The sequence below is a fragment of the Pontibacter arcticus genome (assembly GCF_003284895.1).
Lineage (GTDB): Bacteria > Bacteroidota > Bacteroidia > Cytophagales > Hymenobacteraceae > Pontibacter > Pontibacter arcticus.
Window position 1 is genome coordinate 15,759 of the sequence record NZ_QMDV01000005.1, and the last position, 25,638, is coordinate 41,396.

Below are 25,638 nucleotides of genomic sequence, written 5' to 3' on the forward strand. Positions count from 1 at the left end.
TATCTGAAAAACATTCCGTTGCCCTGGGGCAGCAGTTATAGTTGCCGGCATTGTTCGCAATAACGGCAACAACCCATACTACCATGAAAACCTATTTCCGCGTCCTTCAGTTTGCCAAACCCTACAGCCAGTTTGTACCGCTTTATACTTTGTATACAGTGCTGGGCATCATCTTTGGCTTGTTCAATTTCACGCTGCTTGTACCGCTGCTTGATGTATTATTCGGGAAAGTTGGCGCCGGAGAAGCAACTGCTATGGTAACCGAAAGGCCGGATTTTGCTTTTACCATCGAGTTCTTCAAGGATTTTTTCTACTATCATTTCGGGCAGATCATACTGGAGCATGGCAAACAGGGTGCCTTGCTTTTTGTGTGCTGCATTATTGTGGCCTCTATCTTTCTGGCGAATCTTTTCCGTTACCTAGCCTTCCGGATTATAGGTGCGTTGCGGGCACATGTGGTGCGTAATATGCGCAGAGCCGTGTATGAGCGCGTAACCGAACTGCATTTGGGTTACCTATCCAACGAGCGCAAAGGCGACCTGATGACGCGCCTCACTGTAGATATTCAGGAAGTGGAAAACTCGGTGGTCAGTACCTTAACCAGCGTGGTGCGCGAGCCTATTTCTATCATTGCATTTTTTATAGTGCTGTTTACGATGTCGGTGGAGCTGACGCTTTTTACGCTACTGCTGCTGCCTATTTCGGGTGGTATTATTGCCGGTATTTCCAAAAGACTGAAGCGCCGCGCACAACAAGGCCAGGATTCGCTTAGCTTTATACTTACTATTATTGATGAAACCCTGAGCGGCATGCGTGTAATCAAAGCCTTTAACGCCGAGCCATTCATACTTAATAAATTTCATAACCAGAATAACCGTTACGCACACATCCAGCGGTCTATTGCAAATAAGCGCGACCTCGCTTCTCCCCTTTCCGAGTTTATGGGCGTAACCGTTGTGGCAGGGCTTTTATACTATGGCGGCTCGCTGGTTCTGAATAACAACTCCGAACTTTCATCAAGCGAGTTTATTACCTATATCATACTTTTCTCGCAGGTGTTGGTGCCGGCTAAGGCTATGTCGTCGTCGTTCAGTAACATCCAGCGCGGCCTTGTTTCCGGTGACCGCGTTTTACAGGTAATCGATACAGAACCATTGATTACAGACAAACCGGATGCAAAAGTATTACCCGCTTTTGAACACCAGATCGAGTTCCGTGATGTTAGCTTCAGTTACGGCGATAAACCTGTCCTTCAAAATATCAACATCACCATTCCGAAAGGAAAAACAATTGCGCTTGTGGGCCAGTCTGGTGGTGGAAAATCTACCCTCGCTGATCTGATCCCGCGCTTTTACGACCCTACCGCAGGCGGCATTTTAATTGATGGCCACGATATCCGGGATTATACCATGGAGTCGGTGCGCGATAAAATGGGCGTGGTAACACAGGAAGCCATACTTTTTAACGATACCATTTTCAACAACATCGCCTTTAACAAAGTAAACGCCACCGAAGAAGAAGTGATAGCCGCAGCTAAAATTGCGAACGCCCACGAGTTTATCATCAACACACCGGATGGCTACCAAACCATGATCGGCGACCGCGGCGGCAAACTTTCGGGTGGGCAACGGCAGCGCTTAAGTATAGCCCGCGCCATACTTAAAAACCCGCCCATCCTTATCCTGGATGAAGCTACCTCGGCACTCGACACGGAATCTGAAAAACTGGTACAGGAAGCGCTGGCCAACCTCATGAAAAACCGTACTTCCATTGTCATTGCCCACCGCCTGAGTACCATCCAGCACGCCGACGAAATTCTGGTATTGCAGCAGGGCCAGATCGTAGAGCGCGGCAGACACAACGAACTGCTCCAAAGCAGCGGCCTTTATGCCCGATTAACGCAAATGCAGCTAACTGTTTAATTTATACCTGAGATGCAAGAAACGATCTTAACCGAACTGAACCAGGCGCAGCAAACCCTGACCGCCTTTTTAGCTGATACAAATAATATCACCGCGATAGAACAAGCCGCCATTACGATGGCCGAAAGTATAAAAGCAGGTGGTAAAATACTGAGCTGCGGAAACGGTGGCTCGATGTGCGATGCCATGCACTTTGCCGAAGAACTGACCGGCCGCTACCGCGATAACCGCAAAGCCATACCTGCCATTTCTATTGCGGATGCGAGCCACATTAGCTGCGTAGGCAACGACTATGGTTACGAATACATTTTCTCGCGTTACCTGGAAGCGCTGGGTAATAAAGGCGATGTTTTGCTGGCGATCACCACCAGCGGAAATTCAGGAAATGTGATAAAAGCCGCCGAAGCAGCCAAAGCCAAAGGCATGAAAGTAGTAGGTCTAACAGGCAAAGATGGTGGCAAGCTGGCGCCGCTCTGCGATGTGGAAATCCGGGTTCCGCATTTTGGCTACGCCGACCGCGTACAGGAAATCCATATCAAGGTCATCCATATTCTCATTCTGCTACTTGAAAAGCAACTGGTATAAAGTATAGCATAGCTCTTTTGTAAAGTATAAACGTATGGCAAGGTAAATTTATACTTTACTTTATGCTGAAATCCATACTTACGTTTATACTTGCCCTGCTGCTAGTTGCCTGCGAAACCAAAACAGAAACCGCTGCAGTACAGCAACCCGAATCTCCGCAAGCAGATACAACCCAGGCTGTAACAGCTCCAGCACCGGACTCTTCTTTTATGATTGTGCCCGGAGTAAGTATGGGCCAGATCCGGGTTGGGGATACTTCTGAAAAAGTAACAGCCACGTTGGGCAAACCCGACAGCGGCGATGCAGCCATGGGAAAAGCGTTATCTGTGTGGGTCAGTAAAAAGCAAAACGCCGAACCGCAGCACACGGTAAGCGTCTTCTTTTCACGCAACGGCACCGAGATGCCCGCTAACCTGTTTGCCCGCCAGATCAGAATAAACTCGCCGGTTTTTAAAACTCCCGAAGCCATTCAGACGGGCAGCTCTCTGGCAGCGATCAGGCAACATTACCGCGTAGCGCCTTTCGCTTATTACCTGAACAAGCAGCAGCAACGTGTCTATATTTTTGATGACCAGGCCCAGGGCATCGCTTTCGAAATAACCACACCCGACAGCACCTGCACTGCCATCACCATCCACGATAAGACAAAAGATATAACAAACAGCTATATACCTTTGGATCTTGAACTGATTCCTGTAACGAACTAAAAGACCAGCACTTAACAACTGAAAGCAAAGTGTTTAGCAGGCCAAAGGCAAGGCTACAAATGAATTAATTTAAAGAGCGCGGCGTTCCAACTCAAATCATCCTAAATTTATACTTCCGAATAAGAAAGTATGCTCATTAAAACATTTGGCAGTGCCGTTCAGGGCGTCAGCGCCTACACCATCACAATAGAAGTAAACGTAAGTCCGGGCACTAAATATTTTCTGGTGGGCCTACCGGATAACGCCGTTAAGGAAAGCGAGCAGCGCATCGAGTCTGCGTTAAAGCAATATAATTATAAAATCCCGCGTCAGAAGATTGTCATCAACATGGCCCCTGCTGATATCCGCAAAGAAGGTTCTGCCTACGATCTGACCATTGCGATGGGAATTCTGGCTGCATCCGGGCAAATTAACCCGGACAGAGTTGGACAGTACATGATTATGGGAGAGCTATCGCTGGATGGCTCATTAAGGCCGATAAAAGGAGTTTTGCCGATTGCCATACAGGCGCGCAAAGAAGGCTTTAAAGGGATTATACTTCCGGCCCAAAATGCAAAAGAGGCAGCTATCGTTAACAGCCTCGATGTGATCGGGGTACAGAACATACTCGAAGCCATTGAGTTTCTGGATGGGCGTCGCGAAATAGAACCATTACTAGTTGATACCCGCGATATTTTTAACAATGCCGTTGATATTTACGCAGCCGATTTTGCCGATGTGCAAGGCCAGGAAAACATTAAACGCGCTTTGGAAATTGCTGCCGCCGGTGGCCATAACGTGATTATGATCGGCCCGCCGGGTGCAGGTAAAACGATGCTGGCCAAACGGCTACCTTCCATACTTCCGCCACTGTCCATGCACGAGGCGCTGGAAACCACCAAAATACACTCGGTGGCAGGCAAATTAGGCGAAGCGGCATCGCTTTTAACCACACGCCCTTACCGCTCGCCGCACCATACTATTTCGGATGTGGCCCTGGTTGGCGGTGGCGGCAACCCCCAGCCCGGCGAAATATCGCTGGCCCATAACGGTGTTTTGTTTCTGGATGAATTACCTGAGTTTAAGCGTACTGTGCTGGAAGTAATGCGGCAGCCGCTCGAAGAACGCCGTGTAACCATATCGCGCGCAAAAACTTCCATCGATTTTCCGGCCAACTTTATGCTGATCGCCAGCATGAACCCGTGCCCGTGTGGCTATTACAACCATCCTGACAAAGAATGTGTGTGCGGACCGGGCATTGTGCAACGCTATTTAAACAAAGTTAGTGGCCCGCTTTTAGACCGCATCGACCTGCACGTGGAAGTAACGCCTGTTACGTTTGATGAAATGACGGCTACCCGAAAGTCTGAAGATAGTGTTTTTGTACGGGAACGTGTGGTAAAGGCGAGGGCCTTGCAGACAGAACGCTTTAAAGAGATTCCGTCGGTACATTCTAACGCCATGATGCAGCCGCAAATGGTAAAAGAGATTTGCCAGATAAACGATGCCGGCCGCACGCTTCTGAAAACGGCCATGGAGCGCCTGGGCCTCTCGGCACGCGCTTATGACCGCATCCTGAAAGTAAGCAGAACCATTGCCGACCTGGCCGGAAGTGAAAGTATAAAAATAGAACACCTCGCAGAAGCGATCCAATACCGGAGCCTGGACAGAGAAGGCTGGGCTGGCTGACAATACCTATAAAATCTACCCTGAAATACCAAAGGCGGCACTTTTGCCGCCTTTTTTTATCTACCTGATAAATCAGCGTTTATACTTTTATCCGTAACCTTAACACTAAATTTATCCACAATTGCCAGCCCTTTATTTTAGCAGGCCGTATTAGTCTTAGAATTAGCAGAAGCCAAAAACTTATACTTCTGCTTAACCTTTATTATTTTAACAAAACCCATTACTATGAAAAAAAGTCTGTTTTTAGTTCTGTTTGCGTTTCTGACTACGGTAGCAGCGCAGGCGCAAATGGCAGCACCAACCTTTGGCGTAAGAGTAGGCGCTAATTATTCCGGTTTCTCCGGAGATGATGTAAACGATGATATGGAAAGACAATTCGGTTTCCATGGCGGCTTAACAGCTAACTTCCCGTTAACTGACGATGGCTTCCTGTCGTTGCAGCCAGAAGTTTTATACTCTATGAAGGGATCAAAGTTTGAATTTAACAATGGAGACTTTAAAACCAAGTTAAGCTATATTGATGTACCGGTTCTAGCCCGCATAAACGCAGGCCCTTTATACTTTGAAGGCGGTCCGCAGTTCTCTTACAGAATTGGAGGCGAGCAGGAAAATACAGTTGGTAGTGTTACCGTTACCAATGATGATTTAGATCAGTACAGAAAAACAGCTTTTGGCTATGCAGCCGGTGTTGGTATTGGCACGCCAATGGGTGTTAGCATTGGCGTACGTTACAACGGTGATTTTACCAAACTTAATGATGCTGACAATGATGCTGACGCACCTGAAATCCGTAACTCTGTATTTATGTTAACACTGGCTTATAGCTTCGGCGCCAGATAATCGCCACTACGTTAGTACAAAATAAACTATAAAAGCAGAAAGCCTGGTCATGTCGATCAGGCTTTCTGCTTTTTATGATTCTACCAATCAATCAGTTACTATTTAAGTGTATGTTGTTAATCAAAATTGCTGTGTTTTGGCCTGCTTCTTGTAAAAGCCTGTTCAGCGGGCAGATAAAGCATATTAATTCAGAAATAAGGCTTCCGTTCTAACTTCTCAACTCTCTGCTTGTTTTAGTAAGGAGCTTTAAAAAAGTAAGCGGTGGCTATCTTAAAAGCTAACTTCTGCGCGTTATTATCAATCTTAAAAAAAACTAAAAGTATGAAAAAGCTATTTATTGCATTCTCCATTATGCTGGCCTCTGCATCAGTGGCGCAGGCACAGTCCGGAATTGGTGTTCGTGTTGGGGCCAACCTGTCTAATTTAGAAGGCGACCTCAAAAACGAGAACCGTTACGAAAACAAGTTCGGTTTCCATGGGGGCCTTACCTATAACATCGGTGTGGTAGGCAATTTTTTTTCTATTCAGCCGGAGTTATTATACTCTAACAAGGGTTTCCAGAACAGCGATGAAGAATTTGAGATTCTGGGCCAGAAGTATAAAAGAGAAGGAAATGTAAATTATAATTACCTGGAGTTACCTGTGTTGGCGCGCATCAAAGCCGGCCCTTTATACTTTGAAGGCGGTCCGCAGGCATCTTACCTATTAAGCGTTAACAACAAAACCAAAGAATACCTGAACGGCGAAGAGCGTTCTTCCACCACTACCCAGATCGATAAAGACGGCATGAAGCAGTTTGAGCTGGGTTATGTAGCTGGTGTTGGGTTTGCAACAAACAGTGGCCTCAGCGTGGGTGTGCGTTACAACGGTAGCTTTAATGATTTTGTAGACGATGCGCCAGCCGATTATTTTGATGGCGACCTCGTAAACGCAAAGCACTCTACTATCATGCTGACGCTTGGCTATACTTTTGGCCGCTAAGCAAGTATAAAAATCAATAAAAAAGCCAGCCTTGTATAAACGAGGCTGGCTTTTTTATTGATGCTGTTTTAAAGTATAAATTGTTATTACTTACTCATTTCAGCGTAGTGCTTATAAAACATCGGGATAGTTTCGATGCCTTTCATATAATTAAACACGCCAAAATGCTCGTTCGGCGAGTGAATCGCATCCGAATCCAGGCCAAAGCCCATCAACACAGAATCCAGGCCAAGCTCTGACTTAAACATGGCCACAATCGGAATAGACCCACCACTGCGCACCGGAATCGGTTTTACGCCAAATGTTTCTTCGTAAGCTTTAGATGCAGCTTTATAAGCAACAGAATCGGTTGGGGTAACAACGGGCTCACCGCCGTGGTGTGGTTTAACCAATACTTTTACGCTGGCCGGTGCTATACTTTCGAAATGCTTCTGAAACTTCTCTGTTATTTCTTCTGATGTCTGGTTAGGCACCAGGCGCATGGATATTTTAGCAAAAGCTTTAGACGCGATTACGGTTTTGGCACCTTCGCCGGTATAGCCTCCCCAAATGCCGTTCACATCCAGCGTTGGCCGGATAGAATTTCGCTCCATGGTTACATAACCTGCTTCGCCGTGTACATCGCCTAGGTCAAGGGCTTTTTTATACTTGTCGAGGCTGAAAGGTGCGCGTGCCATCTCGGCTCTTTCTTCTGCGCTCAGTTCTTCTACATTGTCGTAAAAGCCCGGAATAGTGATGCGGTTATTTTCATCGTGCAAGGATGCGATCATCTGGCAAAGTATGTTGATCGGGTTTGCCACTGCGCCACCGTACAACCCGGAATGCAGATCACGGTTCGGGCCGGTCACTTCCACTTCCACATAACTCAACCCGCGTAAGCCAGCTGTAATGGAAGGCGTATCGTTGCCCAGCATCCCCGTATCTGAGATCAGGATCACATCGCCTTTCAGTTTCTCTTTATTTTCTTTTACGAACGTGCCCAGGTTAGAAGATCCAACTTCTTCTTCGCCTTCGATCATAAACTTCACGTTGCAGGTTAGCGTGTTGGTGCGCATCATGGTTTCGAATGCTTTTACGTGCATGTACATCTGCCCTTTATCGTCGCAGGCGCCACGCGCGTAAATGTTACCGTCTTTTATAACAGGCTCAAACGGAGGCGAATTCCAGAGTTCGTACGGGTCGGCGGGCTGCACATCGTAGTGGCCATACACAATTACGGTTGGCAGGTTCGGGTCGATTATTTTCTCGCCGTACACAATCGGGTAGCCAGCTGTTTCGCATAGTTCCACGTTATCGGCACCGGCTTCTATCAGGCGCTGCTTTACAAATTCGGCAGTACGCAACACGTCTTCTTTAAATTTAGGGTCGGCGCTAACAGACGGAATACGCAGCATATCTAACAGCTCGCTCAGGAATCTGTCTTTATTTTCGGAGATATAGTTGTTCATAGTATGGGTTTGTTGGTTGTGCTAATTTACAAAAAAAGAACCACTCCGGGCAGCCAGTGTGGTTCTTTTGAAAGATCGTGTGCAAGTGAAGGTACTATCTATTTTCTCCGGCCGATGCGGATGTTGGCTTTGCTTTCTTCGCCTTGCAGCAGGCGGTTGATATTTTTACGGTGCGTAAGGGCAACTACTGCAAAAAGTATAAACCCAAACACAATCAGGATCGGGTTATCCGGGTGAAAACGCGGCAGCAACAATAGTATCGGGAAAGCTAACGCTGCAATCATAGAACCCAACGAAACGTAGCGCGATGTAAACAGCACGATCAGGAAAATTACCATACACATCAGGGCAACCACCGGTTGTATGGCCAGCATCATGCCTAAAAGGGTAGCTACGCCTTTGCCCCCTTTAAAGCGCTCGTAGATCGAAAAAATATGACCCAGTACCGCCAATGCACCAAGTATAAGCTGATAAACGACAATATGCTCTGCCGGAATCGCTTCGAAAATAACGAGCAGACCTGCCAGCGAAGTAGCCAGCCAGCCTTTAAAAATATCGATGAACATAACGATCGCGCCGGGCTTTTTACCCAGCACCCTGAAGGTGTTTGTAGCACCCGAGTTACCACTGCCGTGCTGGCGGATATCGATACCATAATAAGCTTTGCCGATCCAGACTGCCGTCGGGATGGAGCCGATCAGATAAGCGGCAATAAAAAGTATAGCGATCAAAAGTATGTCCATGAATTCTTGTTCTTGTTAGCTTAAACTGCCTGATACTACTGGCCAGATTGCACTATTAACGGCGCGTTTATACTTGGATAGAAGCTCAAATATAGATAAAACTTATTTCAGACTCAAAAACCAAGTTCTGTTCCCTTTATACGCGGGTAAAAGGTTTACAGGTTATTTCCTTCTTCTTCAGAAGTATCCTCGAAGCTGTCTTTGTTCTTTTTCTTTTTTCTGCGTTTCTCTTTTTTAGGTTCCTCCTCTTCTTCCAGGTCTTTAAAGCTGCTTTCCGGCTCCGTATTTATACTTGCCGGCTGCCCCGAAGCTGCCTTAAAACCGTCTTTGCCATTCAGGTAAGTTGTTTTAAAGTAATTGATAAACTCGTTTTTCTCAATTTCTTCGCCCTGGTAAATGCCGTAATTGGTGCTCAGCCCGCGGCTACCCTTCGATTTGGACCGGACTGCTTTGTTAAATTTATCATCGGCAGAGGCCATGGTCAGCGCATTTTCCACAAAACTGAAATAGTACCAGGTATACGGATCGGCCTGCAAGTATAAATTAACGACTGGCAAACCGTTTAAGTCCTGTCGCATTTCCAGGTAGCCGTCCATCGGCGCATTTACATCCTCTTTTAAAATACTGGCCAGGTTTAACTTTCCGGTACTGTACCAGGCGTTCTGTTTTGTAGACCAGTGCATGTTGGCCTGGCTCAGAATTAAGCTGCGCACCAGTTTCTTGGATACTTTCGGAAGCGGTACATACCCTGTTGCGGAGCGCTCCTCATACTTGCGCACTTCCCGATCCCCGATAAAGGCACCCAGTTTATAGAGCATCGCCGGACTTGTATCTGACGTCAGGCCGGGGCCGCCTGCATTTTCCTGTAACGTTTTGGCCATAGCAGTTAGCGCCTGCGACGGTACATCCAGATCAAAAGCCATAAATGCATCCAGGTTGTAACGGCTGCTGTCTACGTTGGCATTGCCACTTCCGGAGGCCTGTACTTTAAAATTTTTGGTTGGCTTTAATAGGTTGAGTTGGCCTTCAAAATTGATGTTATTGGAAGCCTCGTTGTACAACAGCATATTGCCTTCATACGCGCCCTGGTACGCACGGGCTTCACGGCCTATCTTAAATTCAGATTTTTCTTTGTTATAAGAAAGCAAGCCATCTACGGTAAACAGATCGAGGTCGTCTTCCGCCTGCTTTTTCGATACAAATGTATTATAAAGCTTCGCTGATTCGCTGGAAACATGCAACCCGGTGTGCAGCGGTGTCCCATCGGCAGCTTTCGGCTTTAGGATCGGGATACGCACATTACCTGGGTCGAGGGTATCTTTTTTGTATGGAAACCAATCCGAGTCGTCGGGATTACCCGTGAAGTTCAGTTTCAGGTCGCCGTCAAAATCCATGTGTTTTTTGTTGGCGTGCATCAGCACTTTTCCCCGGTACAAAATACGCGGGAAAATATAGAAAGGCTTTTCTTCCTTCACTTCAGCGGTTGCAAAAGTATAAACCGGCCGTTTTTTGTTTTGCGGATTACCGTATGTAAACTCAGCAAATTGTAACTGAAACGAATCGGCGGCAGCGTTTGAATAGCCATGCAACGCATCGCCTTTAAAAGCCATCCGCGACAGCACATCAATGTTGCCTTTGTACAGGTTATGGTATTTCTGCGAGGAATCGGCCTGGATGCGGGCATTGCGGAGTGTACGGATAGTCGCATCTGCGGCAATGGCTACGTTACCGCTGTCCGGCATCACATACGCATCTGCCACGGCAATGTATGGCACGCCACCCGCCAGGATCGTATTTTGTTTCAGGTCATAAACGCCGCTACCGGCCATAAACTTTAGCTGGCGCTGGTCCGGGTGCTGCGAGTAAAACCAGTTCTTACCGCCGTTCTCATCTGATTTCAGGTTTACTTTCTGCGTTTTAAAATCCCAGCGGGCACTGCTCATCGAGGTTTTATACTTTGCCTTCGGGAATTCTATACTTGCCACGCCTTTCTGCTCACTTCCAAAATCCACGAAACCCTGTACCAGGTCATACTCAAAAGCTACGTCCTGCGACCTGATGGCGGGCTGGCCCTCCACATCCGATTTTGCAATGAATGTAGCATGATGCCCGCTGATCCCGCGCTGCTTAAACAACAACTCTCCAGACGTTACATTTGCTACCGGATTATCCACTACGCCGCTTCCGTACAAACCTCCCGGCGATAATTTGGCTACACCTTTAAAGTCAAAATTCTCTTTAAAGATCTTCATCGGCTCTTTCACCGTCTGGATGTACATGGTATCGGCTTTAGGCAACCAGTTCATGTTAAAGCCTGCCAGCGTAGCCACCGGAAAAGCTGTGCCGCCATGTGTGCCTTCGGCTATACTTACCGACGTGCCGCCTTTTACCTGCACGGCATCTTTGTAGTAAGTATAAACGGGCGCCTGCAGCGTAGAAGTAAGATAAGTGAGTTTGCCTTTGCTTTGGATGCCGCTGGAACTCATCATAATGGTATCATACGCCATGCCTTTGCCACCAAAAGCAGCCAGGCCTTTTGCAGAAGGCTGGTAGTAAAAGCCAAGCGTTTCGTCGGGCATGAGTTGCAGCTTCGTTTTGATGGGCGGGAAAATACCACCGGAATTAAATGTCCCATCAAAGGTCAGAGCGCCTTTGCCAGAACTTAAGCTATCCATTTTAAACGGAGGCATATCAAAAAATACCGTACTGTCGTAAACGCCCCCCAACACATCAGGGCGGTTGAAACTTACTTTTGCCCCAACCGGCGCATCAAAACGTGGGTACTCCGGATGCGAATCTTTACCGGATTTATTGTTGGGTTTGTTGATGTACAACTTACCCGTCATGGTGCTGCCTTTTCCGGTCAGTACCTGGTCCGATGCATCGCCTTCCAAAGCGCGCCGTCTGCGCGATACCAGTGCAATGGTATCCAGTTTAGCCAGGTCTATCGAAAACTCATCGTAATTAAACTTAAACTTGCTGCCTTTAAAAGCCAACCGGCTGGCGAAAATCTCTCCGTCAAATTCGATGTCGCGGTTTTTCAGGATATGAATTTCACTTTTGTTCGGAAGTATGTAAACGCTGGACGTATCGGTATGGAAGGTGATTTTATCCACGCCGCGCACAGTTAACTTATTTGTTTCGAGGTTGAGGGTAGCGTTGCGGCCCGATGGCACAACCGATTTAATAACCAGGTGATCGTAGTCGCTTAGCTTGCGCGATGATTTTACATAATGCCACGCTTTTGGCTTCAGGGAGATGTAGCCCGTCTGCGGATCGTAATCCAGGTAACCTTCCCGTGATAAATTTGCAGCGCCTTCTTTTACACCGTTCTCGTTTATACCGGTTGTGCTGGTTACATCGCTGGCGTAAAAATCGTTCTTCTTGGTTTTGTTGGCGTGCCCGATCAGGGCTTGCAACGGATGGAATGTAGCCACACCCACTAATTGCTGGTAACGGTTATTGGAGTAATAATCCGTAGACTCCAACTGTACCGGAATAAGTGTTTTGGTGTTCAGGATAGAAAAATCAACATCTGGCTGGTTCAGGTTCCAGTGCAGCTTTTCAGCCCGGATCTCGAGTTTATGGTAGGTGTCGTAGAAAGGCGTTTTGGCGTAAGGTCCTTTATCTTTGGTAAGTGTAAGCTCGTTTTCTGATTTGGAATAACGCAGTTGCATGGCGGGGTGCGACAACGAATCGCGGCCCTGGTAAATGGCGATGCTGGCGCGGTTAGCCAGTATGGTAGAATCTGTAATAGCGTACTCGCGTGCCATCGACCTGAACTTGCGAACCCCGCTCTGCGACACGATGATTTCCGAAAAACTATTATCGAGCGGTTTGCTGCCAACGGCATTCCCTACTAAGGAGAAACCGCCTCTGTAGGAGATGTTATCGCCCAGGGTTTTAACGCGCGCATCGTTCGTGAACGAGTAAAATTTCGGATAAGGATAATCGCCGGTTTTACGTTTGTTGCTGATAAATTCCAGGCTGCCCTCTACCGGCAATGCTAAAATAGACGAAAACGTAACGGTTACATCCGGGGCTTTAAAGCCTGCAAACGATGTAGTGAAGTTATACTTGCGCAGTTCTGCGGAAGCCGGCTGCCCGTTTGCCTGCCAATTAAATTTACCGCCTTCGCCTACAAACAGGTTATTAGCCAGCATCAGTTGGCCACTCGTTTTAGCTATCGAAACAGAATCCCAGGGCGTTACAAAGGTCAGCGTTACATCATCCAGCTTCAAAACCGGGCCTGATACTTTTGGCTGCGCCGGTACATAGATGCTTTTTATACTTTCGCGGCGCTTTTTTTCTGTTAGTTTTTTGTCTTCTTTTTTAGGTGCCGGCGCGGGTGTGTCCCAACCCCAGCCATCATCTTCGGATGCAGTTTCGGTGGCTTTGCTGCTTTCTTCTATACTATCCCAGCCGTTGGTAGCCTCTGCTTCCGGAGTGGCTTTGCTGGTGCCTTCGTACGAAAAAGTCAGATTTCCGCCGGTAGCATTCAGTCTGTAATAAGTATTCTTGTAAAGCCGGTTTGCGGACAAGTATAAACTGGTGGTATTCAGGAACTGTTCGAGCTTTTTGGAGTCTTCGTTCTGAACTGTTTTGGCGGTAACTTCCAGCATATCGTTCAGCTGCTTGTTGCTCAGGTTTTTATCCTGGATGCCGCTCGTGAGCATCGTAAAAAAGTCGGAGAAATGCGGTTTGGTACGCATCCGTTTCCGGTACATACTTTGGGCAATCTCCATCACTTCTTTTTGCTGTCTGGCAGATAGTTTGCCGCTGGTCCATACTTCCTGCAGGTCTGCGGAAAGCTTTTCGGCGTTTTCAACTTTTCCGGCAATCAGCATGTTTTTGACTTCTGCCACAAAATCATCCGGTTTATCTGTTAACCTGGATTGTGCCTGCACCGAAAAAATTGTAAGAAAAAAGAAAAGCGGTAAAAGTTGTTTCATAGGGGGAATAGTAAAAAAGCAAGTATAAATATCTCGGAAACTACACAAACCATTTTAAAGGCTTATATACAAGATACTTATACTTACTTAAAAACTAAGGTATAAAATTATTCTTATAGTAGCAGGTAATGCTATGCTTTAAAAATAACGGAAACCCAGTTGTTTTTAACCCGATGCGAAGTATAAGTTAAACCCAAACCGGCAGCACTTTCCTGAATAGCCGGCAGGTCCTCGGTGTAAAAGCCGCTTAGCAGCAACCAACCCTCCTGCTTCAGTACAGCTTTGTAGGCAGCCATATCATCTAACAGTACATTCCGGTTGATGTTGGCAAGTATAATATCGTAAGGCTCATCGCCGGCAATGGTTTCGGCGCCGCCCAGGCGCACATCTATCGCCGGGTAATCGTTGTAAACCGCATTTTCACGGGCGTTCTCTACCGTCCAGTCTTCAATCTCAACAGCTACAATTTCGGAAGCACCCAGTTCGCCGGCCATAATAGCCAGTATACCGGTGCCACAGCCCATATCCAGCACGCGTTTGTTCTGGTGATCGATGGTCAGCTGGTTTTCAATCATGAGCGTGGTAGTTTCATGGTGGCCCGTACCGAACGACATTTTCGGGTTAATCACGATATCATACTTTGCTTCGGCAGGTTTCTCGTGGAAAGAGGCGCGCACCGATACTTTTCCGCCTATAAATAAGGGCTCAAAGTTGCGCTCCCATTCTTCGTTCCAGTTCTGTTTGGCTATTTTCTGGATGCTGTATTGTAGTGGCACCATTTCCGCGTAGCGGTTTAAGATAGCCTTCAGCCTTTCTTCCGAAAAAATATCTTCGGTGATGTAAGCGTTGAAGCCATCTTCGGTATCAATAAAAGCATCAAAGCCCAGTTCGCCCAGTTCGGCAGTCAGAATATCCGCAAAATCTTCGTTTACGTGTAAAGTAATTTCTATAAAATCCATGTTTGGTTGTGTTATTCGCGGCAGGCGGCAAACGAGCGGGCATCGGTAAAATACACGCCAAAGTCTGCCAGGTTACGGTTATCGGTTACAAATAAAATATGATCGGCAAAGGCTTTTTTAGGCGTGATATACCACGTCGCAGTGCCGTCGGCAAAGAGCTTGTTGCTTTCGCGGTAAACTACCATGTTGGCAAAGGCCTCGTCTTCGTTCAGGAAAACAGTATAAGAGGCCGTGTTTTTATACTTCGGATCGCGCTCGAGGTACACGGAACCATAAATATTACAATAGCCTTGTGCTGGTTTGGTTACTGCTGGCGCGGGTGCAGCATTGCTAAACAGACTGCTGATTGTCAGCCAGATGACAAAAATCGTATACATAGGTATAAAATTAACTAAAGTTCTTCAGAAGCCTAACAAAAAAGGCACCGGAAAATTGCATTGTTTTCGGTTTTGTTTGCTGATGGAAGTATACCTTGGCTTCTGTTAAATAACAAAGGCTGCCCATGTATAAACACAGGCAGCCTTTGCAAAGTATAAACGCAGCGTTTTTAGAACGATTTCACGATATCTGCAAAATCTCTTGACTTCAGGGAAGCTCCGCCAATCAGACCGCCATCTACATCCTCCTGCGAGAAAAGCTCTTTGGCATTGCCCGGGTTGCAGCTACCGCCATAAAGTATAGACGTGTTATAGGCAGCTTCCGCATCGAATGTGCGGGCCAGTTGCTCTCTGATATAAGCGTGCATTTCCTGGGCTTGCTGGCTGCTGGCGGTGCGGCCGGTACCAATCGCCCAGATTGGCTCGTAAGCTACTACTACCTGGTCAAATTCTTCGTTGCTCAAGTAGGAAAGGCTGTCGTGCAGCTGCTTGCCTACGTACTCGAAGTGGTTTTCCGCATCACGCTCTTCCAGGGGTTCGCCGCAGCAGAAAATCGGCTTTAAACCTTGCGCCAGAGCAGCTTTCATTTTTTTGTAAAGCGTCTGAGCATCTTCGTGGTGGTACATGCGGCGCTCGCTGTGGCCGATAATCACGTACTCTGTGCCTACTGATTTTAACATCGCTCCCGAAACTTCGCCAGTATATGCGCCGCTTTCGTGCTCACTGATGTTCTGAGAAGCCAGGTGCAGTTTATCGTTGCCCTGCATTAATTTACCTACGCCCTGCAGAAACGGAAAAGGAGGCGCAATCACAACTGTTACATCGCCGTTCACTTCGTCTTTCACCATGTTATCGATCTCCGACACCAGCGAAAGTGCTTCCTCGTAAGTTTTGTTCATTTTCCAGTTACCTGCAACGATCTTCTTTCTCATGTTTTATAGTTTGATAGTGATGTTATACTTGGTTTTATAGTATAGGCTACAAATACGGCAAGTTAGTAATTTATGATGAGTACCTCCCCCTGCCCCCCTCCTAAAAACAGGAGGGGGTAGAAAATTCATGTTCTTGAAATTGCTTCTGACGAAGTCAGATTAAAGTAATCAAAGGACAGATTATACCTATTCAAAAAAATCAGAGAAATACCCCCTCCTGTTTTTAGGAGGGGGCAGGGGGAGGTACTACAACTTCTCTTTCAAAAATCTTGCGGTGTCGTTGCCTTCTATTTTTGTCATATCTTCGGGAGTGCCTTCAAATAAGAGCTGGCCGCCGTTGGTACCTCCTTCCGGACCAAGGTCAATTATCCAATCAGCGCATTTGATGATATCGATGTTATGCTCGATAATTACGACCGTATTTCCATTCTCGATGAGCGCAGTAATAGACGTGAGCAACTTGTTGATATCATGAAAATGAAGACCCGTGCTCGGCTCATCAAAAATAAAGAGTATATCTGAGTTATGTGGTTGCGCGCCTTTGGTCAGGAACGAAGCCAGTTTTACGCGTTGCGCCTCCCCGCCGGATAACGTATTACTCGATTGCCCTAAACGGATGTAACCCAAGCCAACATCGTTCAGCGGTTTCAGTTTCTCTACTATCTTCGGTTGATCACTAAAAAACCCGATGCTGTCGGCAATGGTCATGTCCAGCACATCCGAAATGCTCTGGTCTTTATACTTGATATCGAGTACATCCTGCTTAAAGCGCTGGCCGTGGCAGCTATCGCAGGTCAGGTAAATATCAGCCATAAACTGCATTTCTATTTTCACCTGCCCTTCGCCCTGGCATACTTCGCAACGGCCGCCTTCGATGTTAAACGAGAAATGGGAGGGTTTAAATCCGCGCGCTTTTGCCAAGGGCTGGTCAGCATACAGGGTACGGATGGCATCGTAGGCTTTTACATAGGTTACCGGGTTAGAGCGCGACGATTTACCGATCGGGTTCTGATCTACAAACTCCACGTGCCTGATCTGGCCATAGTCGCCCTGCAGCTTATCGAATTTACCGGTTGCCTCTGATGTAGCGCCGTGCAATTTTTGCATAGCCGGGTACAGTATCTTTTTAACGAGCGTCGATTTGCCTGAACCACTGACGCCGGTTACCACCGTCATCACACCCAGCGGGAATTTCACGGTCAGGTTTTTAAGGTTGTTTTCGCGGGCGCCTACAATCTCTATGGCGTTGCGCCACTTACGGCGTAAGGCCGGCACCGAAACCTCCATTTTACCGCTCAGGTATTTGCCGGTATACGTATCCGCTTTAATCATTTCGGCAAACGTGCCCTGGAACATCAGATTACCGCCGCCTGTACCCGCTTCCGGCCCTATGTCGATCAGTTGGTCGGCAGCTTTCATCATTTCCTCTTCGTGCTCTACCACAATTACGGTATTGCCAATCTGTTGCAGCGAGCGAAGTACACCAATCAGTTGTTCCGAATCTTTGGGGTGCAACCCTATACTTGGCTCATCCAGAATATACATAGAACCTACTAACGCACTACCCAGCGAAGTAGCCAGATTAATGCGCTGGCTCTCGCCACCGGATAAGGTGTTGGATAAGCGGTTAAGTGTTAAGTAGCCCAACCCTACACGCTCCAGGTAACTCAGGCGGTTGGCCACTTCAATTACCAGGCGGTCAGCTACGTTCCGTTCGTGCTCGTTCAGGTCGATGTTCTGGAAAAAAGGCAGCACCTGCGTAATGGGCATTAGTACCAGGTCGGTTATACTTTTGCCATTCACTTTTACGTAGCTGGCATCTTTGCGTAGGCGCGAACCACGGCACTCGGGGCAGGTCGTGCGGCCACGGTAACGCGACAACATCACACGGTACTGTATTTTATGCGTCTGGTTCTGGAGGTGTTTGAAAAAGTCGTTCAGGCCACTGAAGTATTTATTTCCTTTCCAGAGCAGTTCCTGTTCAGCTTCCGAAAGCTCGTTGTAGGGCCTGTGTATCGGGAAGTCGAAGCGAATGCCGTTCTTTACGAGCGGATGCAGCCATTCACTCATTTTATCAGAACGCCACGGCGCAACAGCTCCTTCATACACCGTCAGGCTTTTATCCGGAATAACCAGATCAGGGTCGATGCCGAGCACAGAACCAAAACCTTCGCAGGTCTGGCAGGCACCGTATGGGTTGTTGAAGCTGAAAAAGTTAACAGAAGGCTCCTCGAACACGATCCCATCCATCTCAAACTTATTTGAGAATACACGTTCCTGGTCATCGCCATACTTTACGTAGCATTCACCATGGCCTTCAAAAAAAGCAGTCTGCACTGAGTCCGCGATTCTGAACTGGAGGTCTTCATCGGCTTGGTAAATAACAGCTCTATCGATTAAAATAAAGATCTGCTTGCCAAGTTTCAGTTTTTTCTGATCGAGTAATTCTTCAATAAAGTATACCGTACCGTCGGCGTAAATGCGCGAATAGCCTTTTTGCAGCAGCAGGTCCAGTTCTTTGTTAAGCGTGCGTTCGGCCTGCAATTGCAGCGGTGCCAGGATCATTACGCGGGCCTCATCTTCGAGCTTAAAGATAAAATCAACTACATCGGCCACCGAATCTTTCTGCACTACCTCACCGGAAACAGGCGAATAAGTTTTACCGATGCGTGCGTAAAGCAACTTTAAATAGTCGTAAATCTCGGTGCTGGTACCTACTGTAGAACGGTTGTTTTTTATACTTACTTTCTGCTCAATAGCGATGGCCGGGCTGATGCCTTTGATGTAGTCCACGTCGGGCTTATCCATACGGCCCAAAAACTGGCGGGCATAGGAGCTCAGACTTTCCACGTACATGCGCTGCCCTTCGGCATACAACGTATCGAAAGCCAGCGATGACTTACCCGAGCCCGAAAGCCCGGTTATCACAATAAATTGGTTTCGTGGCAGGGCCACACTCAGATTTTTAAGGTTATGAACGCGCGCGCCTTTGATAATAATGTTTTGGCGCGCGTCGAGTTGGTCGATGTTATAATCAGGAATATTTGCCATACAGACAGGGGCTTTACACGCGGCTTATACTTTACCGGGCAATTGCCGATCGCTTGTTTTAGTAGTTTGTAAAGATACACATACATAACCTTTTTTTTAGGGTAGGGGTTGCATTTCAGGAAGGCAATGTAACAGGCAACTTATAATGTTGGTAGCCGCTACTCAATAGCAAAGGAAAAATAGCAGTTTACAACTACTTCCCTTGTTCAAACACCTGACGCTACACTGGTTATACTTTGCGTAAAAGTTGCCTTTGCAGTAAACACCCTTTCTGTATATCCGTAGAGATTAGGAAGTTACTATTTTTTCGCTCTACCCGGTTTTTGCCGGCCAGCTGCAGTTCCCGTAAATCCACTGCAGCATACTGATTTAAAAAGTTAGCGCATGGGCTGCCTTTCGTTAACTCAGCTAAAATTCTCTTATACTCTTTAAACAACTTGCTATGCGAACTTCTACTTACTTAATGCTATTTATAGCTTTCATCCTTATAATTGCCCAGCCGGCCAAGGCACAGTATACGCCCCCGGATGAAATAGAAACAGCAGATTGTGAATATAATAACCCTTGCTTTACTGCTATCTATGATGAATTTCTTATAAACGCAGATTCTACAATGCTCACGATTGTTATGTCTATAATACCCATAACTGATGGCGATTGCAGCGATACAGAACAAATAGCAATAAGTGCACTTGGAGGAGAAGCTCAAACCTTTACATTAGCAGAGCTAAACGATAACCCTATTGTAACTCTAGTTGTTGATAGGGAAGCTTTCCAAGCCTTCCCTCAGGTTGGATTAGTAACATTAGACTCTATAGTTCTTGCTGCAGGGCTTGATCCAGTATTGCTTCCTACACGTGCTATTGCGCTTAATGCCAGAATAGGCACAGACAATCCTTGTCAAGAAATAGTACCTCTTCCAGTTGAACTGATCTCGTTTGAAGGAAAAGCATCTGCAGCAGGAATCGCATTAGAGTGGAGCACGGCCAGCGAAAAAGACAACAGCCATTTTGAAGTGGAACGCAGCGCAGACGGACAGGCTTTTGAGCAGATAGGTAAAGTAAACGGCAACGGCAACTCTTCTGTAAAACGCCGCTATAACTTTACGGACAACAACCCGGCCAGCGACTTAAATTATTACAGACTAAAGCAGGTTGATTTTGATGGCAAATCAGAATACTCCAAAGTAATAACGGTAACGGCTGATGTACTGGCCAGCTCAGAACTAAGTATAAACCTGGCGCCTAACCCTTGCGAAAATGGTGATTGCTCCGCAATTATTGCTAACCCGGGCAGGCAAGGCGCTATTACATTAGAGCTCAAAGATATGTCGGGCAGGCTTGTACATACCAAAACTATTACTGAAACAAGTGGCAGTACAGTTAAAATACCAATGGCAGAACTTGCGCCGCATAAAGGGCTGTTTATACTTACAGCCACTTCAGGCACAAATGTAGTGCACAAGCGTGTTGTACTTCGTTAATCATAAAGTATAAATTTATACTTTGGAGCGGCAGTTTTAACGGAAGTACTAAGCCAGTTAAAACTGCCGCTCTTTTATTCCTGAGATATTTAGCCAGGCATTTGCACCCACGAGGCCGGCTAATCCGTAAGGGTACTTAATCGCTTTAAAACAAACACAAACTAACCTACACCATGGGAAAAGGAGATAAAAAATCTAAAAAAGGAAAAATATCAAAAGGTACGTTCGGTAACAAGCGTTTGCGCAAAGCCAATAAGCCAACCGAGCAGGCTGCAAAGTCAGAAGCCAGCAAATAAACTGTAGTACCTTTTAACAAAAGAAGCGCCGCCTTACCAGAGTAAAGCGGCGCTTCTTTTGTTAAAAGTATACTTTCTAAACTGTTTCGGCTTCGGGTTTCAGATCGAGTACGCGTAGTTTATCAGCTTTAAGCGCAGTTATTCCTACAACCAGCAAGGTCATAGTACCACCAAAAACAACAGCAGGAACCACTCCCAGCAACTTCGCCATAAACCCGGACTCAAAGGCGCCAATCTCGTTAGAAGAACCCACAAAAATATTGTTTACAGACGATACGCGGCCTTTCATGTACTCTGGCGTTAAGGTATGAATGAGCGTAGACCGGATGATGACGCTTATACTATCAAAACCACCACTCAGGGCCAGCATCACCAACGAAAACCAGAAGTTAGACGATAGTCCGAAAAGTATGATCGTGAGGCCAAAACCAGCTACGCACCACAACATTTTTTTGCCGGCTTTTACACTGATCGGGTGATGGGCCATGTAAACAGCCATCAGCACAGAACCTACCGCAGGCGCCGCTCTTAAAAAGCCAAGTCCTTCGGGACCGGTTTTCAGAATATCCGAGGCAAAGATAGGCAGTAGCGCAACCGCCCCGCCAAACAGCACAGCAAACAGATCCAGAGAAATAGCGCTAAGTATAATCTGGTTCCCAAACACGAACCTGATACCAGACTGCAGGCTTTCTTTCAGGTTTTGCGGGTTGATGTTCTCAGGCAATGGCTTACTCCCGATCATAGAAAATGCTGACAGCGACAAAAATACAAGTACGGCATCGGTAATATAAGCGGCGGTTACGCCAAAAAAACCATAAACCAAACCGCCAACAGCCGGACCAGCCAGCGAAGCCGCCTGCCAGGTAGTGCTGCTCCAGGTAATGGCATTGGCGTATAAAGTTTTATTTGCAACCAGCTGCGGCATAAAAGCAAATACGGCCGGCCCCATAAACCCTCTGGCTATGCCGCTCACAAAAATAACTACGTAAATGGGTAGCGCGCCGTAGGTTAATAAAGTATGGCTGGCATCCAGGGTAAAGTATAAAAGTGCCAGCGAACAGAACATCAGCACCGTTATCACTACCATAATTATTTTCTTACGGGGCACCATATCAGCGAGGTAGCCGGCATACAGCGATACGAAAATGGAAGGGATAGCTTCGGCAAGCCCGATCAGGCCAAGAGAAAGTGGGTCTTTGGTGATGTCGTAAATTTGCCAGCCTACAATAACGGCCTGTATCTGCATAGCCAGTGTAATGCACAAACGGGCACTGATGTATAACCTGAAATCAGGGATCCGAAGCACCGCATACGGATCGTGTGTATTTCTGTGGTTCGCTTTCATTGTAAAGTAGCTTGAGTAGGTCCGGAATAATTTTCAAAGCTACTGCAAAGGTGGCATTTCAGGTTAGTATCGGTAAAAATAAAGTTTTGCGGTGCGGTTGCTGTTTTCAAACCATCTTTCCTGCCGCTACCCCTGCAACTACAGGTAAATTTACTGTTAAATTACGCCTCCATCGTAACACAAGTTTGCTTAACTAAGTATACCTCCATAATAACAGAAACCTATTTACAGGTGTTGCTGCATCTAAGCCTGTTTTAAGTAGGTTGTACTCGATTTACTCGTTCTGTTACGTGTTTGCTGCCAATATCGCAGGGGCACTTTAAAGTTTTAATAACATATTTCTGATCCACGCCAGCGTACCTCTGCACAAAAAGGAACACTATAAGCCGTGCCTTTATTTTTTTATTATTTCAAATTTTACACTATGAAGAACATGGACATAAAAAGCTTGCTGGATAACATCGAAAAAAAAGTATGCCAGCAGGAGATCACTTCGGATTCGGACGTAACCCGGTTAATCAACAACGAGATCAACTCGGCTATTAACCTGAAATCTAACCCGGATGCCATTGACCAGTATTTTAAAAACGCAAACTGCACCACGCTGGAATGCTACTTACAGCACCTGCAGGCACTCGAAGAAAAACTGAAAGCCCCATCCAACATTACTGCCCAATGCAAAGCCGTGGAAGAGCGCGACATTAACCGCCGCCTGCTCCTGATCCTGAACCGTATCAAGGGTTTCAGCAGAAAACAGTAATCCCAGCGTAAAAACATCCTGCATCCTTCGACAAGATTCCTCAGCTCTTTCGAAGGATTTTTTTATGCCCGTACTTTCCTGTGCTGATTTTTACATTTTAAAAGGCCTCATTATAAGTAAGATGACCAATATCATTTAATTGGAAGCCCGCACACGGTATTTTTGTAACACTGTAGCTTTCATAGATGGCATTAGGACGTATTACCGATGAGAAAAGACTTAGAAAACGAAGCTGATATAAAGACCCTGGTAGATACTTTTTACGATAACGTAAACAAGGACGAACTGCTGGCACCGATCTTTAATGATTTTGCTGAAGTAGACTGGAGCCAGCACCTGCCGGTTATGTATAATTTCTGGAGTTCTATTTTATTTGGTTCAATGGCTTACAAAGGCCAGCCCTTCCCAAAGCACATGCGCCTGCCCATTCAGAAACAGCATTTCCAGCGGTGGACCGCTTTATTTACGCAAACCATAGATGCTATTTTTGAAGGCCCGAAAGCAACCGAAGCCAAGCAGAAAGCCACCAGCATTGCCCAGATTTTCCAGATGAAAATGGGTTTCCTGGATGTGATAGCCAAACAAGTATAAAATGATCTACAGCTTTATATTTTAATTCTGTATACTCTTCTACGTTCTGAAACCGCCGCTATGCCAATACGTGCCGGCGGTTTTCTTAATATACCTCACTGAGCAAAGTATAAACCTGCTATCCCGTTTTAATCTCAACATAGAGAACCCACCTACTTTCTTCTGCCCTGATTTATGCTTGCTGCAACTACATAAACCATTTACGGATGGTTTTATATATGTGGAAAACTAAATTTAAATAATCGGCTACTTTTTTATACTTTATCATCGTATAAGGTTCATAATAAAATATCCCGGAACAATGTTTACGTAGCGTACAGTAGAAAAAAAAATTGCTTCCGGAGGTCCTATTGTTGCACAAGCAAAATGAGTTCTCTATATTTGATTTTGCCTTTCTCAAAAATCTAGTCTAAACCAGTAAACGACACAATATGATATAAAGCTTTACGTTAACTTAATGTAGCTTTAACATGAATATAACTACCCAGCTGACCGACTCTAATTTAGTGTCGCTCTATATCGCAGGTAACGAGAGTGCGTTTGAACAGTTAGTAAACAGACACAAAAACAAAGTCTACACCACGATCTTATTAATAGTAAAAGACTCGTATACAGCCGAAGATCTGTTGCAGGATACCTTTATTAAGGCCATCCACACCATGAAAAGCGGCCGCTATAACGAGGAAGGGAAATTCTCTTCCTGGATTTGCCGTATTGCCCATAACCTGGCGATCGACTTTTTCCGTAAAGAGAAACGTAGCCCAATGATTACGCTGGAAGACGGCAGTAATGTGTTTAACGCTTTATCGTTTGCCGAAGACTCTGCCGAGTCGCTGCAGATAAAAGAAGATACACATGCCCGTCTGCGTGAGCTGATCCAATTGCTGCCCCAAACGCAGCGCGAAGTGCTTATGATGCGCCATTACGCCGACATGAGCTTTCAGGAAATAGCAGAAGCAACCGGCGTAAGCATTAATACAGCCCTGGGCAGAATGCGCTATGCGCTGATCAACCTCAGGAAGAAGATGCTAAACGGTAATATTGCTTATGATAAAAACCTCTACTCAGAATGAGCTTATCCAGTATGTATACAATGAGTTGGCAGATGATGCCTGCGAGCAACTGGAAGTAGCGTTACTACAGGACGAAGAACTAGCCGAAAGCTGCTCCGATCTGCTTATACTCCAAAATATGCTTAACCAAGGCCTGAAAAGTCCGGGGCAGCATACGATCAATAATATTTTGAATTACTCAAAAAGCTTAAGTTTGCAGTCTTAACCGACTGCAAACTTTTTTTATGCGCACCAAAGAACGCTACAAGCTCCTGATCGATTATTTTACGAATAACTTTCCGGAGCCGGAAACAGAACTGGCTTACACCAACCCGTATGAGTTGATACTGGCTGTGGTACTGAGTGCCCAATGCACGGATAAGCGCGTAAATATGGTAACGCCTGCTTTATTTGAAGCCTATCCCACACCTGAGGCCTTAGCCGCCGCTGCTCCCGAAGAAATATTTGAGTACATCAGAAGTATATCCTACCCCAACAACAAGGCAAAGCACCTGGCAGGGCTGGGGCGAATGCTGGTAGAACAGTTTAACTCTGAAGTACCCAGCACCGTGGAAGAGCTGGTAAAACTACCGGGCGTTGGCCGTAAAACAGCTAATGTGATCGTGTCTGTTATCTGGAACCAACCAGCTATGGCTGTTGATACGCATGTGTTCCGGGTAAGCAAAAGGCTGGGGCTGGTTGCTAAAAAAGCCAAAACGCCACTGGAAGTTGAACGCGAACTGATCTCGAACCTGCCTGAAGAGCTGATAGCCAAAGCGCACCACTGGCTTATACTGCATGGGCGCTACATCTGCATTGCGCGCAGGCCCAAATGCGAAGAGTGCCCGCTCACCCATTTCTGCGCTTTCTTCCAGAAAAACTTCCCGAACATACCCGATGATCCGGAAAACAAACTGGGCGGATAACAAAAAAGGCCCGGCTATAC

Annotated in this window: 21 protein-coding genes; 13 read left to right on the forward strand and 8 right to left on the reverse strand. The window is 46.4% G+C overall.

What is annotated here, in order from left to right; translation table 11 throughout:
- The first annotated feature begins 83 nt into the window (after window positions 1–83).
- The 6 genes from DP923_RS15210 to DP923_RS15235 all read left to right on the forward strand — a co-directional run bounded on the left by DP923_RS15210 (window position 84) and on the right by DP923_RS15235 (window position 6,703).
- Window positions 84–1,922 (forward strand): ABC transporter ATP-binding protein, encoded by a 1,839-nt coding sequence (locus tag DP923_RS15210; protein WP_112306751.1) that lies wholly within the window; start codon window positions 84–86, stop codon window positions 1,920–1,922.
- 12 nt (window positions 1,923–1,934) lie between these two features.
- The gene (gene lpcA, locus DP923_RS15215) at window positions 1,935–2,507 is read left to right on the forward strand and encodes a D-sedoheptulose 7-phosphate isomerase (protein ID WP_112306752.1); all 573 of its coding nucleotides are present in this window, start codon (window positions 1,935–1,937) and stop codon (window positions 2,505–2,507) included.
- Between the two features lie 62 nt (window positions 2,508–2,569).
- A complete protein-coding gene (locus DP923_RS15220) occupies window positions 2,570–3,214 on the forward strand; it encodes a hypothetical protein (RefSeq protein ID WP_112306753.1) in 645 nt (214 codons plus the stop codon).
- Window positions 3,215–3,343: 129 nt separating this feature from the next.
- The gene (locus DP923_RS15225) at window positions 3,344–4,882 is read left to right on the forward strand and encodes a YifB family Mg chelatase-like AAA ATPase (protein ID WP_112306754.1); all 1,539 of its coding nucleotides are present in this window, start codon (window positions 3,344–3,346) and stop codon (window positions 4,880–4,882) included.
- Between the two features lie 225 nt (window positions 4,883–5,107).
- The gene (locus DP923_RS15230; RefSeq protein ID WP_112306755.1) at window positions 5,108–5,722 is read left to right on the forward strand and encodes a porin family protein; all 615 of its coding nucleotides are present in this window, start codon (window positions 5,108–5,110) and stop codon (window positions 5,720–5,722) included.
- A 321-nt stretch (window positions 5,723–6,043) separates the two neighbouring features.
- Window positions 6,044–6,703 carry a porin family protein gene (locus tag DP923_RS15235; RefSeq protein WP_112306756.1) on the forward strand — a complete coding sequence of 220 codons (660 nt, stop codon included), beginning with the start codon at window positions 6,044–6,046 and terminating at the stop codon, window positions 6,701–6,703.
- Between the two features lie 86 nt (window positions 6,704–6,789).
- Here the strand turns inward: DP923_RS15235 and DP923_RS15240 are convergent, their stop codons facing one another.
- The 7 genes from DP923_RS15240 to uvrA form a co-directional block, all read right to left on the reverse strand.
- A complete protein-coding gene (locus DP923_RS15240; protein WP_112306757.1) occupies window positions 6,790–8,151 on the reverse strand; it encodes a dipeptidase in 1,362 nt (453 codons plus the stop codon).
- A gap of 98 nt (window positions 8,152–8,249) precedes the next feature.
- Window positions 8,250–8,894 carry a glycerol-3-phosphate 1-O-acyltransferase PlsY gene (gene plsY, locus DP923_RS15245; RefSeq protein WP_112306758.1) on the reverse strand — a complete coding sequence of 215 codons (645 nt, stop codon included), beginning with the start codon at window positions 8,892–8,894 and terminating at the stop codon, window positions 8,250–8,252.
- 155 nt (window positions 8,895–9,049) lie between these two features.
- On the reverse strand, window positions 9,050–13,846 hold the full coding sequence (locus tag DP923_RS15250) for a hypothetical protein (protein ID WP_112306759.1): 4,797 nt from the start codon (window positions 13,844–13,846) through the stop codon (window positions 9,050–9,052).
- Between the two features lie 131 nt (window positions 13,847–13,977).
- Window positions 13,978–14,805, reverse strand: coding sequence for a 50S ribosomal protein L11 methyltransferase (gene prmA / locus DP923_RS15255; RefSeq protein WP_112306760.1), 828 nt, complete (start codon window positions 14,803–14,805; stop codon window positions 13,978–13,980).
- 11 nt (window positions 14,806–14,816) lie between these two features.
- Window positions 14,817–15,182: a DUF6150 family protein gene (locus DP923_RS15260; protein ID WP_239021062.1), complete on the reverse strand. Its 366-nt coding sequence runs from the start codon at window positions 15,180–15,182 to the stop codon at window positions 14,817–14,819.
- A 170-nt stretch (window positions 15,183–15,352) separates the two neighbouring features.
- On the reverse strand, window positions 15,353–16,114 hold the full coding sequence (tpiA, locus tag DP923_RS15265) for a triose-phosphate isomerase (RefSeq protein ID WP_112306761.1): 762 nt from the start codon (window positions 16,112–16,114) through the stop codon (window positions 15,353–15,355).
- A gap of 246 nt (window positions 16,115–16,360) precedes the next feature.
- Complete coding sequence (gene uvrA / locus DP923_RS15270; protein ID WP_112306762.1) at window positions 16,361–19,165, reverse strand: excinuclease ABC subunit UvrA; 2,805 nt, start codon at window positions 19,163–19,165, stop codon at window positions 16,361–16,363.
- Window positions 19,166–19,607: 442 nt separating this feature from the next.
- On the opposite strand from uvrA, the gene DP923_RS15280 reads away from it, so the two are divergent.
- Entirely contained in the window at window positions 19,608–20,648 is a 1,041-nt protein-coding gene (locus DP923_RS15280; RefSeq protein WP_112306764.1) for a T9SS type A sorting domain-containing protein, read from the forward strand.
- 173 nt (window positions 20,649–20,821) lie between these two features.
- Complete coding sequence (locus tag DP923_RS15285) at window positions 20,822–20,944, forward strand: 30S ribosomal protein THX (RefSeq protein WP_112306765.1); 123 nt, start codon at window positions 20,822–20,824, stop codon at window positions 20,942–20,944.
- 76 nt (window positions 20,945–21,020) lie between these two features.
- On the opposite strand, the gene DP923_RS15290 is transcribed toward DP923_RS15285, so the two are convergent.
- A complete protein-coding gene (locus DP923_RS15290) occupies window positions 21,021–22,289 on the reverse strand; it encodes an MFS transporter (protein ID WP_112306766.1) in 1,269 nt (422 codons plus the stop codon).
- A 424-nt stretch (window positions 22,290–22,713) separates the two neighbouring features.
- On the opposite strand from DP923_RS15290, the gene DP923_RS15295 reads away from it, so the two are divergent.
- The 5 genes from DP923_RS15295 to nth all read left to right on the forward strand — a co-directional run bounded on the left by DP923_RS15295 (window position 22,714) and on the right by nth (window position 25,618).
- A complete protein-coding gene (locus tag DP923_RS15295; protein ID WP_112306767.1) occupies window positions 22,714–23,049 on the forward strand; it encodes a hypothetical protein in 336 nt (111 codons plus the stop codon).
- Window positions 23,050–23,256: 207 nt separating this feature from the next.
- On the forward strand, window positions 23,257–23,640 hold the full coding sequence (locus DP923_RS15300; RefSeq protein WP_112306768.1) for a group III truncated hemoglobin: 384 nt from the start codon (window positions 23,257–23,259) through the stop codon (window positions 23,638–23,640).
- A gap of 470 nt (window positions 23,641–24,110) precedes the next feature.
- Window positions 24,111–24,713 (forward strand): RNA polymerase sigma factor, encoded by a 603-nt coding sequence (locus tag DP923_RS15305; protein WP_112306769.1) that lies wholly within the window; start codon window positions 24,111–24,113, stop codon window positions 24,711–24,713.
- Window positions 24,688–24,918 carry a hypothetical protein gene (locus DP923_RS15310; protein ID WP_112306770.1) on the forward strand — a complete coding sequence of 77 codons (231 nt, stop codon included), beginning with the start codon at window positions 24,688–24,690 and terminating at the stop codon, window positions 24,916–24,918. Before DP923_RS15305 ends, DP923_RS15310 begins: the two co-directional genes overlap by 26 nt.
- Before the next feature lie 19 nt (window positions 24,919–24,937).
- Window positions 24,938–25,618, forward strand: a complete 681-nt coding sequence (nth, locus tag DP923_RS15315; RefSeq protein ID WP_112306771.1) for an endonuclease III — start codon at window positions 24,938–24,940, stop codon at window positions 25,616–25,618.
- Window positions 25,619–25,638: the final 20 nt, after the last annotated feature.